This window comes from Paenibacillus sp. sgz302190, assembly GCF_059820445.1.
The window spans coordinates 94,409-110,111 of sequence record NZ_JBZYAO010000019.1 but is presented as its reverse complement, the minus strand read 5'-3'; the positions used below and the strand labels follow the sequence as shown (position 1 = coordinate 110,111).

The following is a 15,703-nucleotide window of genomic DNA, read 5'->3' as shown; positions in this document are numbered from 1 at the left end:
ATGTGTGAAGTCACGCGAATGTAAGCGGCATCATTTGGCTAATCAGCCTCTCGCCGTTTGCTGCTCGTTCCCGATTCCGATATATTTCAACGTGACCGAAGGCGCAGAGTGATTGAACAGATCGCGGAGAACGGATATGTTCTTCGTCTTTTGATAGTAGTGATAGCCGAACGTTTTGCGCAAAGTGTGTGTGCCGATATCGTCCAGCCCCGCCTGCTTCGCCGCTTCGTTCAAAATTCGGTATACGCGAATGCGTTTAATCGGCCTTCCCGTTCGCTGGGACGGAAAGAGAAAATCCTCGTCGCTCATATAAGCGATGTACTCGTTGATCTTCTCGGAAAGCTGCTGCTGGATGACGAACGTTTTTTCCTTGCGGGTTTTCTCTTCCCTGATCGTTACTCTGCTCTTGCCCTTCAAGTCCTTGACCTTCAAAGTCAGCAGGTCGTTCAGATGCAGGCCCGAATTAATGCCTATAGTGAACAACAACCAATCGCGCATCGACTGTCTTTTCAAAATTTCTTGAATCTCTTCAATCTTCTCGTGATCTCGTATAGGTTGAACGATTTGCATATCAGCTTCACTCCTTTGCTTTAGTTAACCGCGGTCTCAGGAAAACAGCTTTTCAACGATTTCCTTGACCTTTGCCATGTCGGGCAGCCAGTAATACAATTGGGCATGGACCAACGGGTCTTCATTGTATCCGCTTTGGCCGGGAATTTGCGCGTATTGAAAGTCGGACTCTTTCATGCCTTCCAGCATCCATGCCAAGCTTATGATATCGCTGTCATGAAAATTGGTGTCAATGATATCTTTTTTCATGGACGTGACAAGTTCGACTGTCTTTTTCATATTTTGGGGGGCAAGCGCTTCGGCTGCGATATTGCGCAGCACTTGATACTGTTCGTTTTGTCGTCCGAAGTCTCCGTCGGGGAAAGCCCAACGCTCTCTGACCAGGCTGAGCGCCATAGCGCCGTCCAATCTTTGTTTGCCTGCCGGCAAATCCTTTTGGGTACTGCGCAAATGCAGCTGCTTTGGCAAATCCACATCAACGCCGCCGACCGCATCGATAAAATGCTCGAATCCCTGAAAATTCGTTTTCACATAGTAATTAATCGGTATTTTCAAAAAATCGCTAACGGCCTGCATCGCCTCTTCCGTTCCTTGATGATTCCCCCCTTTCGCTTCGCCGACAGCGTGGGCATGATTGATTTTGGTATACCCCACATCGCGCAAATAGACCCGCGTGTCTCTAGGAAGCGACAGGACGTTCGCTTTCTTCTCGGAAGGCACGACATGTATAACCATAATGACATCCGTCCGCGAAATCTCGCTGCCCCTGGCATCGATGCCAAGCAGCAGGACATTGAATGCCGAAGCTTGCGGGGATGCGGGGTTCTGGCGATTATCCGTAGGGACCGCTTCCGCAGCGTCTCCCGCTGTTCCCACGGGTGTCGAAAGAACCGGCACTTCACTTTTCTGAAAATGGCGACCGGGCTCAAGCTCCCAGTATGCGCAGCTGCCCAACAACAAGGTACTGGCAATAGCAGAACTTAACGCGATAATCTTCCAGCGTTTCACATGCTGCACATCCTTGTTAGGTTTTGATACAAATTGTATCATTTGATTTGCGCAATTACAAGTTCCCGGGCTACGAAATTGTGCGAAAACTCACATTTTTAACTAAATGCCTTAGTTTAACAACAAAAGACTGCCCTCTGCGGCAGCCCTGCGAATCTCGGTATGAGCATTAATAGGTCGTTTGCGCGAGTAACACAAATCCGTAAAACAAGTACCAGATTTGCGCCGAAGGCCCCGAACCGTTGATGAACACCAGTCCCTGGCTGTTGACCGTCGCGGTAAAGCTCGGGATGAACGGGGCGTCCCCTTTTTTGATCGTGTTTCCGAGCTTCTGCACATCGGCAAAATCGTACGTTTTATCGTCATAGCTAACGATATAGTAAGCCGTGCTGCCGTGGTTCAAATCATTTCTCATCACCGTGACCGACAGCAAATACGTGCCTGGCGTCGGGAGGGTGATGAACGTATTGATCGTCTGCGAAAACGGGAGCTCGAACTTGTCTCTTTTGGTAATGATATTGTCCAGGAAATTGTCCGTAATCATCTGAAAACTTCTCTGCTTGATCGAGCGATTTTTCTGGTTCGGTTGCGGGGAATCGTTCATAAAATCGAGAATGCGGACACGGTTCTGCGCATCGTTAATAATCGGATTCACGCTGCCGTCGCTCGAATCGCACTTGTACACGAGTCCTTCGATGTTCACATTGTCGTTCGGCCCGGTCACCATCGCGACAGACTCCTTTCGGTTGTAGCACCACGCATACAGGCCGTATACATTGACGTTTTTGGCAGCCCCCGCCGGATCGAAATAAATACCCGTATTCCAGTTTCCTTCCAGATACAAATTTTCCAGCGTTATATTGGAGTTGAAGCCCTGGAACTCAAGCATCATCTGCTTGACGGAAGTCGTATTCGAGCCCTCGATGGCGACATCGCGGAACGAGCAGTTCTTGCCGTCTTTGATGACAATGACCGACCCGTCGTATCGCATCTGGGAAATGAATGTCTGCTTCACGTTCAGCGTATGGTAATCCAGCACATAGATGGCTTGGCCCTGGTAACCACCCAACGAAGCATCCCGCCAAAATCGGGAACGTGAAATTTCAATCATATACACGCCGTATCCGGATTGAAACTGTCCGTCCATGTAAATGCCCCATTTTCCGGAAGCGCAACCATTTTGGAAAAATCCGTCAAAATAAAGCTGCCCCCCCTGCGGAAGCCGGATACCCCCGCCCGTAGTCGTATCGATCTGGATATTGACGACCGACAAGGCGTCTACCAGATTTTGATTCACCGTAAAATCGAAACAGTAATCCGTACCCGTGTATTTGATGACCGAAGTGTACATATTGTCGCCCATAATGGTGAACCCGCCTAAGCGCGCAACATTGGGGATCGTTTGTACCTTCGGCGCAATCGTTGACTGCACCGTATAAATGCCGCTCGGCACATAGAGGGTGCCTTCCGTACCGAGAAAATTGAGCGCCCTCTGGAATCTTGCGTCATCCGTCGTCTCCCCGGCCAGCCTTGGAAAATTGGCCAGACTTACCTTGCCTTTTGCCATGTCGGCTTGCATTTGACTGTACAGCAGCGTCCACATTTCCTCCCGTGTGACGTAATCTTGAGGGCGGCTGCCGTCCGCGATGCCTTCCTGCACAAAATAATTTGTCGCCGTTTGCGCCAATGATGAACTGTTTGAACTATTTGAATTGCCTGAACTGCTTGAACCGCTTGAACTGTTCGAACTGTTGTCCGCCATACAACTCCAACTCCTTTCTCAATCTGATGAGCTAAACGTATGAGTCCGCCTGGCATAAGCAACCTCCCGCTAGATTCAGCGGCAGACTCCTATCTGACCTCTCCTACTTTTTCTCTTAAGATAGTTTATGTTGGAGTTGTACAATCGGACACAACAAAAGCTTATTCAGCCGGTTGCCCGGACACCTTGCGCAGCTCGTTGGCAAGCCGGTGGAACTCGTCCCTGGCTTCCTGATTGTCCGTGCTCTGCCACGCGGCGGATAAAAAGCCGATCACTTTGTTAGCGTCCTCAGCGCTCATCATAATCTCTGTTTCCCCCTTCGTATCGTCCTCCGGACAAGAGTCGTAGCCGGTAAGCCCGTTCGTATCGATAATCGCAATCAGCTTGGCGGCATACTGCGGGTCCGTCGCATACCCCGCGCTCTGCATCGCCTGGCAAGCCGCCTTATAATCCCGCTCCTGGAGAACAGCGCGGTACCTGGCATTGCCGGCCAAAAGCAAAGAATGATCGCGAATGCTGTCGGCCCAGCTCGCATACACGCGAAACCCGTCCACGATCTGCACCCACTTGCCGTTGATGTATTCCTGGGTCGTCAGCTGCTGCCCGCTTCCCTTAATGCCGAACAAATTGTTGCCGGGAGCCGACTGCCCCCAGCCGCTTTCCAAAATCGCCTGCGCAATCGTCACACTTGCAAGAATGCCGTACTCCCGCATATCCGCCTGTGCCGCCCCGACAATTTGCGAAATAAACGCTTCCTTATTACTCATTCACGACCTTCCCCCTTGTTTCTGAGCACTTGAATAATTTGCTTCACTTGATCAGGCAGCGGCAGCCCCATTCGTCCGTAATTTTCAGTAATCGAAATGAATTCATTGGCCAAATAAAAATAAATCGCCCCCGTCATCAGCAAATCGCCGCCAATGATCAAATCCAGACGGTGCGCCAGCATGATGACAAGCAGCATAAGCCCTTTGCGGGTAAGGCCCCAAAAGCCAACCTGGCTATTGAGGCCCTTGTGCTCTTTCATCGACGCGACAATCCCCGTCGCATAATCGATCACAATCGCGGTAACAAACAAGCCGAGAAGCTCATTCCAACCGCCAAAAGCATACGTAATGAGCGTCCCGACCACCGCCGAAACGAAGTTAAACACGGCTTGGTTCATCGTTTTTTTCTCCTTTCTGCTGCGGCATGGTAGGGCCATGCCGTTGAATGGGAAACAGGCTCCGGTTGGGAGCCTGTTTGGGGTGTATGGCGAGCAAGCTTCAAGGTTAGTCACCCTTTTGCGCAGCCGCCGAATCTTGGTCTGCGTCGAGAAGAGCCTGCACATCCGCTCTGTGCCGTTCCGGCACCTGATCCATCGTACGCCGGCCTTCTTTGACGAGCATGTAGTATAACTGAACCAAACTATTCCCCTCCTTGCAGCTTAAGCAGCATCTCGTAAACCTCTGCCACAGCTTCCATGGTTGCGCCATTATCGTTTTTCAGCTTGGCATTTTCAGCCTGCAGCGCCGATAATTGCTGCTCTGCGGTTAATACAGCAGGCTTGGAAGCTTCCACTGCTTGATACGCTTCCCATGCCGCCTGGAGCTCTTCCTCCGTCGGATGCGTCGCGTCCAGGTTCCATTGCGCGATGTATGGACCTTTACCGTCGCTGTCGTCTTGGACGAGGAAATCTTGCAAGGGGTTGGCTTGTGGGAATAAATGCATGATTGCTTGTGCTACGTTCATGCGGTTTCCTCCTTTATGCGATTTGAGTTACGTTAAATACGCTTCCAGTTACTAAAGTATTCGCCAATGTTGAATACCCGTAAATTTCTATATAATCACCTGCATTTAATTGAACTTGAACAGATCCACTAGCATACCGATTTGCCCCGGTTATTGACACTCCACTATCCATAATTGAGTATTGTCCACCATTTTTATAGGCAGCCACAGAATGCGGATTATTCGATGAGGGATTGCTTAAAAACATACTGGCGGAGACGAGATACACTCCACTATGTTTCGCCGTAAAACGATAATTTGTTGTATTGTCATATTCCGTAAGGCTATCCCAATTCTTAGTTTGAAAAATTAACTTTGTTGTAGTTCCAGCCGAGAGACTTTGTCCTGAACTTTGGTAGGAAGATGCTGTAGAATGACTTCCTGCTGTGTTATCTCCCCAAGGGTTAAGAACACCGGAAGTTGGTAGCGACAACCCTCCATACGTGGCAATGGCAGGATTAGAACCACTAGCTTCAGTACCATTTCTTTGTATAATACCACCACTATTTGCTCTACTTGAAAAAATATTTCCTGTACCCATAATGTTGTTTGTAACCACATGTGATAATTGATCAGCGCATACAGCAGAGTATTTGCTTGAGGCTTGACATGTATCAACCACAACATTAGAAACCCACGCATGAAATCCGTCTAGTCCAGTATTCGGTGCGGAAGTATTACAATATTGATACGATACAAGACTACTATACAATGCATCAAACGGAATTGCTGTAGTTGTAGACGCATTAAAACCTCTTACAATAATAGGTATAGTGCACTCTTTTACAAGTATGTTATTAACTGTGAAATTTGTGCTAATTGCTGTATCCCCATTTAGATAAAGTACCCCACTTGCAGTACCGCCAATAAACCCAATAATATTCACGGATTCATTGTAAGTACCTGCTGCCACGTTGATATTGTATACATGATTTAGAACTTGTGGAACGCTGTTAATTGCTTTCATGATCGTTTTGAAAGGCTTTCCTGCACTTCCGTCATTGCTATCTGCTCCATTTGTCGCATCGACGTATAGTGTAATGGCTTGCGTAGATTGTCTTGGCATTTGATAGACTTGTCTCGCCAAGTTCTCTGCTGTACTTAACCGAGCCTCTGCATCTGCCTGATTTGCAGCTAGTGCATCGATAACGGTTTTAATGTTACTTGCGTACTCGCCGTTGATCTGCGTTACAGGTGCGGATATAGCGTACTGGTCGAGAGCGAGATAAGTCACTTCGTATGTGGCGGTCAGGTCGTAGTTGGAGTAAGATTCATAAGCCAAATAAGCTCCGTAGGTAGGGTTCGGTATAGTTCCAAAAGAATTGTACAACCAATTAGAATCTACCTTTCCATTCTTGTATACATTAAGAAACCTTGAAACTCTGCGCTTTGTAGCTGATGAAGGATTCCAGTTATTAATTGTATATGCCCCAGATGCGTTATCAACAGGATTCGCCTTCTCCCGTACGATCATACCTGTTCCAACATCAATTTGATTCATTCCCTCATGAAACGACATGTTGCCATCTACAGCGACTTCTTCGAATGTTGGTGTGGCAAGTTGGTAAGTGAGTTTGTAAGGGTTATACCCTGCATATGATGCTGTTGGAACTGTTGTTGAGGCTGTAACTTTATCCGTAATTCTAACCCATCTTTTTGTACCTGTTCCATTGTAAACAGCGTTAGGTTCTGAGCCGTTATACGTTGACGCATCAAACATTTTCCACCCATAAAAATATGCCTGTATCTCTGCTGTTGAAATGGTAGTGTAATTGTCTCCCCAGCCTGAGTCAGCGGACGAAATAGTTATGAAGGTACTGCCGTCTGGGTTAACTGCGCTACCGTCTGTCGAAGTCGTCGTTGTAACGAGAATTTTACCATCAAACTTAATAACTGTGTGGGTTGCTGAACCTTTGGCATTTGTGTAGTATGCTGGAAGGTATACTGTCTTGTATCCAGTTTGACTAGATACTAACGCCCAAGGAAGATTTCCATCTAACACAACATCTTTCGCAAAACGATTCTCGCGCCAATACTTCCCATCGCGTTTGAATAACGTGTCATAGATTGTGCCGTCCAAACTTGATGCTAGTTGTGTATTAGGGAAGAACAGATAATCGTCATTACGCGGTTTGAATGGTTTGGCTGTTGTGCCAAGGTTGACCATAACATTACTCAATGTGAATGTTCCAGAAGAATACGTATATGTTCCAGTATTAGTAATATCCGTATAATTCGTAATATTACTCATATATACTTGGATAGTTTTTGTTCCAGCATATGGCGTAAATGTTATAGAATTTGTTGCATCATTTGCTTTAAGGATGAAACGATTTCCAAAGAATACGTTATTTGCATCGAAACAAGCAATAACAATTCCGGCATTCCCGGATTTGCTCAGTGTGTAAGATTGAGATGAAATAACGGGTAAAGTGGAAAAACTCGATTCATCTGTCGTTGCTGTTGTAATATGTTGTGCTGTGTAAGGATCAATAATCGTTGCTTTAGAGTGTAATGACCACTCATTAAACGACGGGAGTAAGTTTTCGCCATACTTATAGATAAAAGGCGCTGTAACGTGTTTCACATCGTCTACGTATGGGTACTTGGCGGCAATTTGTGCTGCTGACATGCTGGAAATCGCATTATATTCTGCGGCCGTGATCTGGTAAACCCTAATGCCGTCCGCATATCCGTATTGAGATGCGGCGCCAGAGATAGCTACGTTTGCATATACACCAGAATAATTGGTCGTCGGACTGAACACGGAATAAACGAAATTGAATTTGGTCGTATCCGAAACTGTAGTTGTCGTAGAACCAGAAACGGTCGGAATATTGAGAAGCATACCAGTTGACGAGTTTCCGTTTTTCAAATGCCCTGCAAGGATGTAGTAACTACCCGCTGTAAGTGAAAAGAGTCTACCTACAGCTGCGGCATTAGTATACCCAGATCCTATAGTGAGTTTCAAACTGCTGGAGCCATACACATAATTTGATGTATCTAATGCTACTATTCCCTGGTAGGCGCCCCATGGCGTCAGTGTCTCGAAATTCCCATCTCTACCAATCAAGTTGATCAATGTTCGACCTGTTAAGTTGAGAACGTTAAACGGCGAAGTTCTCGCGACGTTCACTACTTGTAGCCCGTTCGACAAGTTCACCGGCGTCGCCCCAGGATTTGCTGCAACCTGAGCGCCTAGCTGCGCATCAATTTTGTCCCAGTTGTCGTTGAGCATCGTATTGATGTCGAAGGTATCATTTCCATCTGTTGCCGGATTTTTTTTGTAGAGGCCCAAATTCGTTGTCGTGCTTGGCATTTATTGTTCCCTCCATCTTAGAGAGGCATGAACGGAGCGAAATCCGTCAATTTCCTCGTTTGAATTTGGTTGATCGTCATCGTTTGATGAACTTGGTTTAGCAATAAATATTTGTACTGATACACCACCTGCAAATGTGCAGGCTTGATCTCCTCAATCGCCGCCTTCAAGTCGGTAAGATTCGGCGGCGCACCCAGCGTGTCCACGAATCTTACCGTGAACTGGTAAGCGGACGCCTGCTGGGTGACGTCCACTTCCCCGCGGTCGTAGGCTTCCGCTACGTTCCGGATCAGGTCGACGGTCACGGTGCCGACGCCCCGCAGCTTCGAATTGATGACCGCTCTCCGCTGGTCATCGGGTTTGCCCGGATCGGAGCTGATGCCCAGCTCCGCTTCCCAGGCGTCGAGCCCCCACGTCGCCGAGCTGACGAAAAACTGATCGAGCGTCTCCCGCAGCGCCGATTGAAGCCTGTCCAGCTCACCGCCGTGAGCGTCCAAAATCGCCCCCATCACCCGGGAGGTTTCATAATAAGCCGGGAGATAGCCCAACATGCGCGGACCGCCGGCCGATGTCCAAGCTGTCATGTGAACGTCACCGTCCCTGTGACGGCGATTTTTTCCGCGCCGATTGCGACGTTCGACGTTCCGCCGTTGATCTGCAAGCCGGCATAATCCTGCACGCCGTCGATGTCCAAAAGCAGAGAGCCGACGCGCACATAGCGCACCGTCGGATCGGCGGCAAAAGCCAGCTCAGCCAAATATTTGCGAACGGCCTCCGTAAAATCGCTCTTCACCTGCGCCAGCGTGCGAGTTCCCGTCAAGGTGAGCTGGGCGCTGATGTTGACGCTCACTTCCACAGCTTTCACGACCGAAACAATCGCCCCGATCGGGGCTTTGCCTGTCAGCGGAGGATTGGGATAAATGTACTGCTGCACGGCGGCAACAATTTCAGGCGAAGCAGTCCGGCTATCCGTGCCGATGACCACCACTTTGACGGAGCCCGGGCCGTTCCACAAAGGAAGCACCTGCGCGCCCCCGACTCCCGGCACCTCCAGCGCCCAGTTCAAATAATCCGCCTTGTTGCCGCTAGTGCCGGGGGAGCGGACTTTGGCATAATACCGATTGAGCAGCGTCGCATCGCTCTCCACATCCATCCCCCCGGTTGTCGCATCCGCGTTGACTACACCGGTTACGCCCGCAACATAGGTGATCAAAAGACTGATCCCTCCGCTCGGCACGTTGCCTTTAACGCCCCCCTCGACGGCTGCGACCGGCGCGACACCCGTTCCTGAACCGTCGAGAGTAACAGACTCCAACGTCTCAAAAATAACGGAAGCCGTCCCATGCACGGCATCCGCAGCCGTTCCCACGCGCGTCCCGGCGGGGACAACCGTTCCTGCGGTTCCGGCAAATTTCACTTTGCCGCCCGCTTTGACCGCAGGCCTGCGCGTCACGCCGTGCTCGGCGCAGCGCAAATCCAGGTATGCGCCGAAGGTAGTCCCGGCGAAACCGCGCCGCAGCACCTCCTGCGCCTGGATCGCCGCAAGCGCCAGCTCAATCGCAGCGGGCGAAACGGCATCCCAAATAAACGAACCTTCCGATTGATCCAAATCCGAAGGCAAGCTGTCCAGCATGCGGCGCCGGATCGCCTCTTCGGTTTGATCGGTTAAATAGTCAGGCAAAACTGCCATATTAACTTGTCACCACACTTTCTGTCATCGTTGCTTTTTTCCCGCGCACATTCGTAATTTCACATTGAAAATAACAAGCCCCGTCCGCCCATTGAAAAGAAAAATTGCGGACGTCAGCCGTCCGGGGATCGACTTTCAGCGTCTCCGTCGTGATTCGCGCAATTTCCAGCTCATTGGCTTCGCGGGTCAGTCCGCGGGCGATCAAATCTTCATACTCCTGGCCATAATTCCGGGAGTAAACCAAAAACATATACCGCTGGGTGCGCAGCGCCTTTTGACACCATTCCAGCCATGCTTCCGAATCGGTGCATTCCGCGATTTTACCCGTAGAGGTCGTTGCAAAATCGCCCTTGGCATGATCGAATTTGGGACTGCGCCCGAATTTGACCGTCCCTGTTTGCGAGCCTGAATTCCCGGCGTTTGCGGCCCAGGTTAACGAAGCAGGAAATAAGTTCGGCACATTATTTCACCACCTTGCAAATAATTACCGCATCGTTCCCGCTCTCCACCGGAATAGCCAGCACGCGGTCGCCCGCCTTTAGGCCCTGCTGAAACTCCAGCCGAACCTCCTCCACTTCCGCCGCATCAAAAGCAAACGTGCCCTGGCCCGAAATGCTGCCGGTCACAGTGCCTGTCAGCGTGAACGCGGGCAAATGAAGCTTAGCAACCCAATCTGCGACGTAATAGTCCGCGATCTCGGTTTTCAAGCTGTCCAGCTTGAGCCCGTTCGCCGTGATCGTACCCAGCTCTGCGGGCAAGCCCGTAACCGCTGCGGCTGCGTGGCCGGACATGCGCGCGTCCAGTATAGACGCCAGTTTTTTATACGGATTATTCAATGTAATACCTCCTTCTCACCAGCGCGGGGCTGCCCAGTTCGAGCACCATTTTGCCGGGATCGCCCAATTCGTGGCGCACCGACATGGCGATAAGCTCCATCCCGCTTCCGGCCAGGTCAACTTTATCGCCGGCGCGAATCGTATTGACATCGATCGATGTTACGCTAAGTGTCTCCTGAATGCCGGATAAAAGAGCGTGCGCCGCCTCCTTCGCCTCTTCCACCGATTGGTAGCTGCTGTCCTGCACGATTTTTTGCAAAGTGCCGAAAGCTTCCGTATCCCCGGTTTCGACCGCCAGCACCTGGGAAGCGGAATCGTCGCTGCCGTTTTTGGTGCCGAGCACTTTCACCTTGGTAATCGTCCCTTCCAGCGTTCGATTCTGTGTGATGCTCTGTACATTCACGGAAGGCTCCAGCGACCATAGCGTTTCGTTTCCGCCGATCTGCGCCAGCTCAAGCCCGTTCGCCGTCATCCGCGGCCTGTACATCGGTCCGCCTTTTTTGGCCGTCTCCTTCAAATCCTTCATCATCATGGAGTAGATCGACTCCGCGCGGTGCAGCGCTTTACTGAGGGCAACGCCCGTATCCGGCAGCGAAGCGATCTTAATGTTCCAATCCTCCGCATACTTGCGAATCCGTTCGCTCGCTGTGGTCCCGTTCGGAAACAAATACTCATCCTCCGATTTGGCCAAATAAATCGTTCGATCGTATATCGTAATGGCCAAGCGGTCGCTTTGGCCGTAGCTGTTCTCGCACTGCCAAATAACCGCAGGGGACAAAAGATTTTGCACCACGCTGCCGCCAAAAGGAATCCCTGTCACACGAATGTCCTGTCCGGGAGATGCGCCTGGAAAATCGTCGGTAACCGCAACCGTTGCAAGCGCTCTGTACGAAATCTCATCCAATGACTCTTCAAGTGTCAGCTCGTGAATAACGTCAAGCAGCGAATATTTGTTGTCCAGGATTACATCGTATGCGTATCCGTTTTCGGGCGATTTCACGGCATGACCAACTCCTGCCCGGGAAAAATAAGATCAGGATTAGGCCCGATCGTCTCCTGATTCGCATCGTAAATTTCCCGCCAGCGGCCGCCGGAACCGAGCATTAATTTGGCAATGCCCCACAGCGTGTCCCCGGACTTGACGGTATACAGGACAGGAACGGGCTTGATGTCGGCGCGGGGTGCGCCGGACGAATCGCCGCCCTCGCGTTCGGCAAGCGTGCGGATTTTATAGTCCTGCCATGTGCGGAACGTAAGATCGAAGTAGACGTCGCCCACCTCGCCGCCCTTGAAGCTGCTGTTATGGGCGGATAGCATGACGAGCACATTCACAGCCGTGCCTGTTATAATTAACCGCAGCGGCTGCTTGTTCTCCATCCATGTATTCAATTGATTCATAGTAATCTGCGGGTCGGGCAGCGGCTTGTACCTGCAATAGCTGGAATCATATTGATCAGGGTTGGGGAAAAAGGAAGAGAAGGTGATTTCCTTCACCTTCACGCCCTGCGGCACATCCAGCTCCCCGCCGTGAACAATTGTGAGCGTTTCAAAGCTTTTGTCCCTGCGAATATTGATTTCCGTCGGATTAACGGGAAAATGAAGCTTCGTTCCAGACGGATCTTCCAGCGTTATATCTATGTTTTCATATTTATTCATTGTTTGTTCACCACGACTTTATGCGAGATTGGGCATAACCGTGTTCATTTGCTGCACGATCTGCCGGCCAATCGTTAGGGCTAATTCGTCCTTGTTCACTTCTTCTTTCGGGAAATTAACCGCGACTCCATCCACCTTAATGTCATAATTGCTGCTTGCATCTATCGGCTGGTCGGAGGCTTGATTTGCCGGAGGGATTGCGTTAACGGCAGACGCAGCGACGGACGGACGATCTTGCGGTACCAAATCGATCTGGTCCGCCTTATCGGCTGCGGGCTTTTTGTCTCCAAACCATTTTTCTCCGGCCCATTCACCCAAAGCATCCCCTGCCATTCCGCCGAATATCGCACCGATAATTGTTCCTAGGACGGGGACAACTGAGGTACCAGCTCTAGCTCCAAGAGAAGCCAAAGCTGTACTTGCGGTGGCTTGTACGATTGCTTTTGGTTTGTTATCGGAATTAACAATATCCATTACTGAAGTTGCGAGACCGATAGGCGTATCCTTACCTAACCATTTAAGTGCCTTTCCGCCGCCCTTCAGTAAGTTCTTCCATCCGCCTGATTTCGGCATTTCTGGGGTGTGGGGCACCGTATCTGCACCAGAAGACGGACTTACGATAGATTCAGGTCCATTTTTCCCCATAAATGATGTAGCAATATCAACGGGATCAATAAACTCCGATGCGACGTTAAAGAGCCGTTTAAAAGTCTTACCACCAAAATTTAGCAGTTTTTTCCACTTTCCTACTTTCGGAGTTTTTGGGGCTGGAGGCGGTGCCCCGTTCACATTCGGAGAAGAATTCGGGACAGATGTAGGCGTAGTCGTTTGTGCAGCATTAGGCTTCGAATCTGTATTGTTTATATTCGGCGTGGGAGTTGTTCTGGTCCCGAGATTCGATTCCGTTCTTTGTGGAAGATTTGAATCCGTTCCTTCTGTCGCCTTGGAGGTGGTATTTTTGCCACATTCGCACGTTGTCTTACTACCGGCAGTAGGATTGGTTGCATTAGACCCGGAACCGCATATGTTTCCGCAGCCCTTAAATACGTCTTTCAAACCTCTCAACGCTTGTATAATTTCCTTCAAAGCGGCTCCGAAGCCTTTAAGCGCTGTACCGATGCTGCCGATTCCGTCACCTAAGGTTTTAAAGCCTGTGCCGACGGTGCCGATTCCTTCGCCGATACTGCCAATTCCGGTACCAATACCTTTGAAACCGTCCCCTATACTACCGATTCCGGCTCCAATGTTTTTGAAGCCATCACCGATACTGCCGATTCCGGCCCCAATATTTTTGATTCCATCGCCGATACTCTTGAAGCCATCACCGATACTGCCGATTCCGGCTCCAATATTTGTGATACCGTCACCGACACTCTTGAAACCGTCACCTATGCTGCCGATTCCAGCTCCAATATTTCCGATCCCGTCACCGATGCTCTTGAAACCATCGCCTATGCTGCCGATTCCGGCTCCAATATTTCCGATTCCGTCTCCGACACTCTTGAAACCGTCACCTATGCTGCCGATTCCGGCTCCAACATTACCGATTCCGTCGCCGATGCTCTTGATGCCGTCGCCTATGCTGCCTATGCTCGCTCCTACAGCGCTAATTCCATCGGCGATGCTTTTGAAGCCGTCTCCGATGCTGCCGATTCCCGCTCCAATGTTTCCAATTCCGTCGCCGATGCCTTTGATGCCAGTTCCTATGCTGCCGATTCCGTCACCGACGCCCTTGATCCCGGTTCCTATGCTGCCGATTCCGTCTCCGACGCCCTTGATCCCAGTTCCTATGCTGCCAATTCCGTCACCAACGCCCTTGATCCCGGTTCCTATGCTGCCGATTCCGTCGCCGACGCCCTTGAGGCCGTCTCCTATGCTGCCAATTCCGTCACCGACACCCTTGAGGCCATCTCCAATGCCGCCGATTCCGTCACCGACACCCTTGAGGCCATCTCCAATGCCGCCGATTCCGTCACCGACGCCTTTGAGACCATCTCCGATGCTGCCGATTCCTGCACCGATGTTCTTGAACCCGTCGCCTATGCTGCCGATCCCTTCGCCTATGCTTTTGATTCCGGCGCCTATGCTCTTGAGGCCATCGCCTATAACGCCGGCTGCACCGCCCCCACCGCCTTGGGCAGATCGGGCAGCACCACCGGACGCGCCTTGCACGGTCACTTTTATCGAGCCGCCCAACCCTTGCAGCAGCTGCTTCAACTGCTTGACGCTGGCGATCACCTGATTGTTGACGATCAGCTTCAGCTCCACTTTCATCCGGCTGAGATTCGCAAGCTGCAGAAGCAGCCGATCGATGGCAAAAGAAAAATAATCCCGGACCACAATGGCCGGTCTTGCCGTAATTTGGCTCAGCTTGGTACCCGCCGATGCGGCACGCCCAAAATACTGCTCCATCCGCTGCAGCGACTGGCTCGTCCGGTCTGCGGCGCTGCGCAGGCGTTCCTGCATTTGGGTCACTCTCGCCAAATTGCCTTGAACGGCTGTTTCACTCACCGCTTTCACCTCCTCGCGCGTTCACGTTCCCGCCGGAGAGCGGCCTCCTGCTCGATCTCCAGCTCCAGGCTGGCAAGCAGGAAAAGCTGCTCTCCACGCGGCAATGTCCAGAAAACTCCGGGGCGCAGATGATGCCGCGTCCATATGGAATGAAGCATGGCAGGCAGCCCCCCGGAGGAAATTAGTTTTTTACCTCATCGAGCGAAGTGTTGAACCCGCTCAGGTCCAATACCTCGTCCCCCAACGCGGACAGCTCTCCGGCGAGCAAAATCCGCTTGATGACCTCTTCGCCCGAGCTCGCCTGATATTTGGTCAGCAGCCGGGAGTCCCCCCAGTTGGGGGACACCGTTGCAGCCGAAATCAGCGCTACGTTGAATTGCTCTTCGTCCAGTCTGTCCGCTTTGGCGCCTCGGCGGTCCGATCGCTCGGTGCAGCGTTCTCTTAATGAGAACACCTGCTTGCCTGTCAATCCCCGCAGCGTTACGGGAATGCCGATCCGCGGAAGGGTCAGCGTTTTTTCCGGCAATTGGTCCGCTTCCAGCAGCTTTTGCAAAATTTGCTCATCAGTCATAAAATGTCAG

The 15,703-nt window shown here is 50.9% G+C and carries 17 protein-coding genes; all 17 read right to left on the bottom strand.

Annotated elements, in window-relative coordinates:
* Positions 1–42 precede the first annotated feature (42 nt).
* Positions 43–570, bottom strand: coding sequence for a tyrosine-type recombinase/integrase (locus AC6RNO_RS21170; protein WP_474684005.1), 528 nt, complete (start codon positions 568–570; stop codon positions 43–45).
* Positions 571–606: 36 nt separating this feature from the next.
* Positions 607–1,578, bottom strand: a complete 972-nt coding sequence (locus AC6RNO_RS21165) for an LCP family protein (protein WP_488434351.1) — start codon at positions 1,576–1,578, stop codon at positions 607–609.
* Between the two features lie 169 nt (positions 1,579–1,747).
* Positions 1,748–3,340 (bottom strand): hypothetical protein, encoded by a 1,593-nt coding sequence (locus tag AC6RNO_RS21160; protein ID WP_497106644.1) that lies wholly within the window; start codon positions 3,338–3,340, stop codon positions 1,748–1,750.
* Between the two features lie 161 nt (positions 3,341–3,501).
* Positions 3,502–4,107 (bottom strand): glucosaminidase domain-containing protein, encoded by a 606-nt coding sequence (locus AC6RNO_RS21155; RefSeq protein WP_497106643.1) that lies wholly within the window; start codon positions 4,105–4,107, stop codon positions 3,502–3,504.
* Positions 4,104–4,505: a phage holin family protein gene (locus AC6RNO_RS21150; RefSeq protein WP_474684001.1), complete on the bottom strand. Its 402-nt coding sequence runs from the start codon at positions 4,503–4,505 to the stop codon at positions 4,104–4,106. Before AC6RNO_RS21150 ends, AC6RNO_RS21155 begins: the two co-directional genes overlap by 4 nt.
* Before the next feature lie 106 nt (positions 4,506–4,611).
* Entirely contained in the window at positions 4,612–4,746 is a 135-nt protein-coding gene (locus tag AC6RNO_RS21145) for a CD1375 family protein (RefSeq protein WP_497106642.1), read from the bottom strand.
* A 1-nt stretch (position 4,747) separates the two neighbouring features.
* Positions 4,748–5,071, bottom strand: a complete 324-nt coding sequence (locus tag AC6RNO_RS21140; protein ID WP_497106641.1) for an XkdW family protein — start codon at positions 5,069–5,071, stop codon at positions 4,748–4,750.
* Between the two features lie 13 nt (positions 5,072–5,084).
* Entirely contained in the window at positions 5,085–8,429 is a 3,345-nt protein-coding gene (locus tag AC6RNO_RS21135) for a DUF1565 domain-containing protein (protein ID WP_497106640.1), read from the bottom strand.
* Positions 8,430–8,446: 17 nt separating this feature from the next.
* On the bottom strand, positions 8,447–9,013 hold the full coding sequence (locus AC6RNO_RS21130; protein WP_497106639.1) for a putative phage tail protein: 567 nt from the start codon (positions 9,011–9,013) through the stop codon (positions 8,447–8,449).
* Entirely contained in the window at positions 9,010–10,119 is a 1,110-nt protein-coding gene (locus tag AC6RNO_RS21125; protein ID WP_497106638.1) for a baseplate J/gp47 family protein, read from the bottom strand. The genes AC6RNO_RS21130 and AC6RNO_RS21125 overlap by 4 nt, the downstream gene beginning before the upstream one ends.
* Before the next feature lies 1 nt (position 10,120).
* A complete protein-coding gene (locus tag AC6RNO_RS21120) occupies positions 10,121–10,579 on the bottom strand; it encodes a contractile injection system sheath initiator (protein WP_497106637.1) in 459 nt (152 codons plus the stop codon).
* Between the two features lies 1 nt (position 10,580).
* Positions 10,581–10,955 carry a hypothetical protein gene (locus tag AC6RNO_RS21115; RefSeq protein ID WP_497106635.1) on the bottom strand — a complete coding sequence of 125 codons (375 nt, stop codon included), beginning with the start codon at positions 10,953–10,955 and terminating at the stop codon, positions 10,581–10,583.
* A complete protein-coding gene (locus tag AC6RNO_RS21110; protein ID WP_497106634.1) occupies positions 10,948–11,955 on the bottom strand; it encodes an XkdQ/YqbQ family protein in 1,008 nt (335 codons plus the stop codon). The genes AC6RNO_RS21115 and AC6RNO_RS21110 overlap by 8 nt, the downstream gene beginning before the upstream one ends.
* Positions 11,952–12,593 (bottom strand): LysM peptidoglycan-binding domain-containing protein, encoded by a 642-nt coding sequence (locus AC6RNO_RS21105; protein ID WP_474684114.1) that lies wholly within the window; start codon positions 12,591–12,593, stop codon positions 11,952–11,954. Before AC6RNO_RS21105 ends, AC6RNO_RS21110 begins: the two co-directional genes overlap by 4 nt.
* A gap of 36 nt (positions 12,594–12,629) precedes the next feature.
* Positions 12,630–15,122, bottom strand: coding sequence for a hypothetical protein (locus tag AC6RNO_RS21100; protein WP_497106633.1), 2,493 nt, complete (start codon positions 15,120–15,122; stop codon positions 12,630–12,632).
* A gap of 5 nt (positions 15,123–15,127) precedes the next feature.
* Entirely contained in the window at positions 15,128–15,280 is a 153-nt protein-coding gene (locus AC6RNO_RS21095; RefSeq protein ID WP_474683990.1) for a hypothetical protein, read from the bottom strand.
* Between the two features lie 23 nt (positions 15,281–15,303).
* On the bottom strand, positions 15,304–15,693 hold the full coding sequence (locus tag AC6RNO_RS21090; RefSeq protein ID WP_474683989.1) for a phage tail assembly chaperone: 390 nt from the start codon (positions 15,691–15,693) through the stop codon (positions 15,304–15,306).
* Between the last annotated feature and the right edge of the window lie 10 nt (positions 15,694–15,703).

Excerpts from the sequence above, each read along its gene's own strand:
- AC6RNO_RS21170 (WP_474684005.1), bottom strand. The coding sequence starts at position 570 with ATGCAAATCGTTCAACCTATACGAGATCACGAGAAGATTGAAGAGATT.
- AC6RNO_RS21160 (WP_497106644.1), bottom strand. The coding sequence starts at position 3,340 with ATGGCGGACAACAGTTCGAACAGTTCAAGCGGTTCAAGCAGTTCAGGC.
- AC6RNO_RS21155 (WP_497106643.1), bottom strand. The coding sequence starts at position 4,107 with ATGAGTAATAAGGAAGCGTTTATTTCGCAAATTGTCGGGGCGGCACAG.
- AC6RNO_RS21150 (WP_474684001.1), bottom strand. The coding sequence starts at position 4,505 with ATGAACCAAGCCGTGTTTAACTTCGTTTCGGCGGTGGTCGGGACGCTC.
- AC6RNO_RS21140 (WP_497106641.1), bottom strand. The coding sequence starts at position 5,071 with ATGAACGTAGCACAAGCAATCATGCATTTATTCCCACAAGCCAACCCC.
- AC6RNO_RS21135 (WP_497106640.1), bottom strand. The coding sequence starts at position 8,429 with ATGCCAAGCACGACAACGAATTTGGGCCTCTACAAAAAAAATCCGGCA.
- AC6RNO_RS21130 (WP_497106639.1), bottom strand. The coding sequence starts at position 9,013 with ATGACAGCTTGGACATCGGCCGGCGGTCCGCGCATGTTGGGCTATCTC.
- AC6RNO_RS21125 (WP_497106638.1), bottom strand. The coding sequence starts at position 10,119 with ATGGCAGTTTTGCCTGACTATTTAACCGATCAAACCGAAGAGGCGATC.
- AC6RNO_RS21095 (WP_474683990.1), bottom strand. The coding sequence starts at position 15,280 with ATGCTTCATTCCATATGGACGCGGCATCATCTGCGCCCCGGAGTTTTC.
- AC6RNO_RS21090 (WP_474683989.1), bottom strand. The coding sequence starts at position 15,693 with ATGACTGATGAGCAAATTTTGCAAAAGCTGCTGGAAGCGGACCAATTG.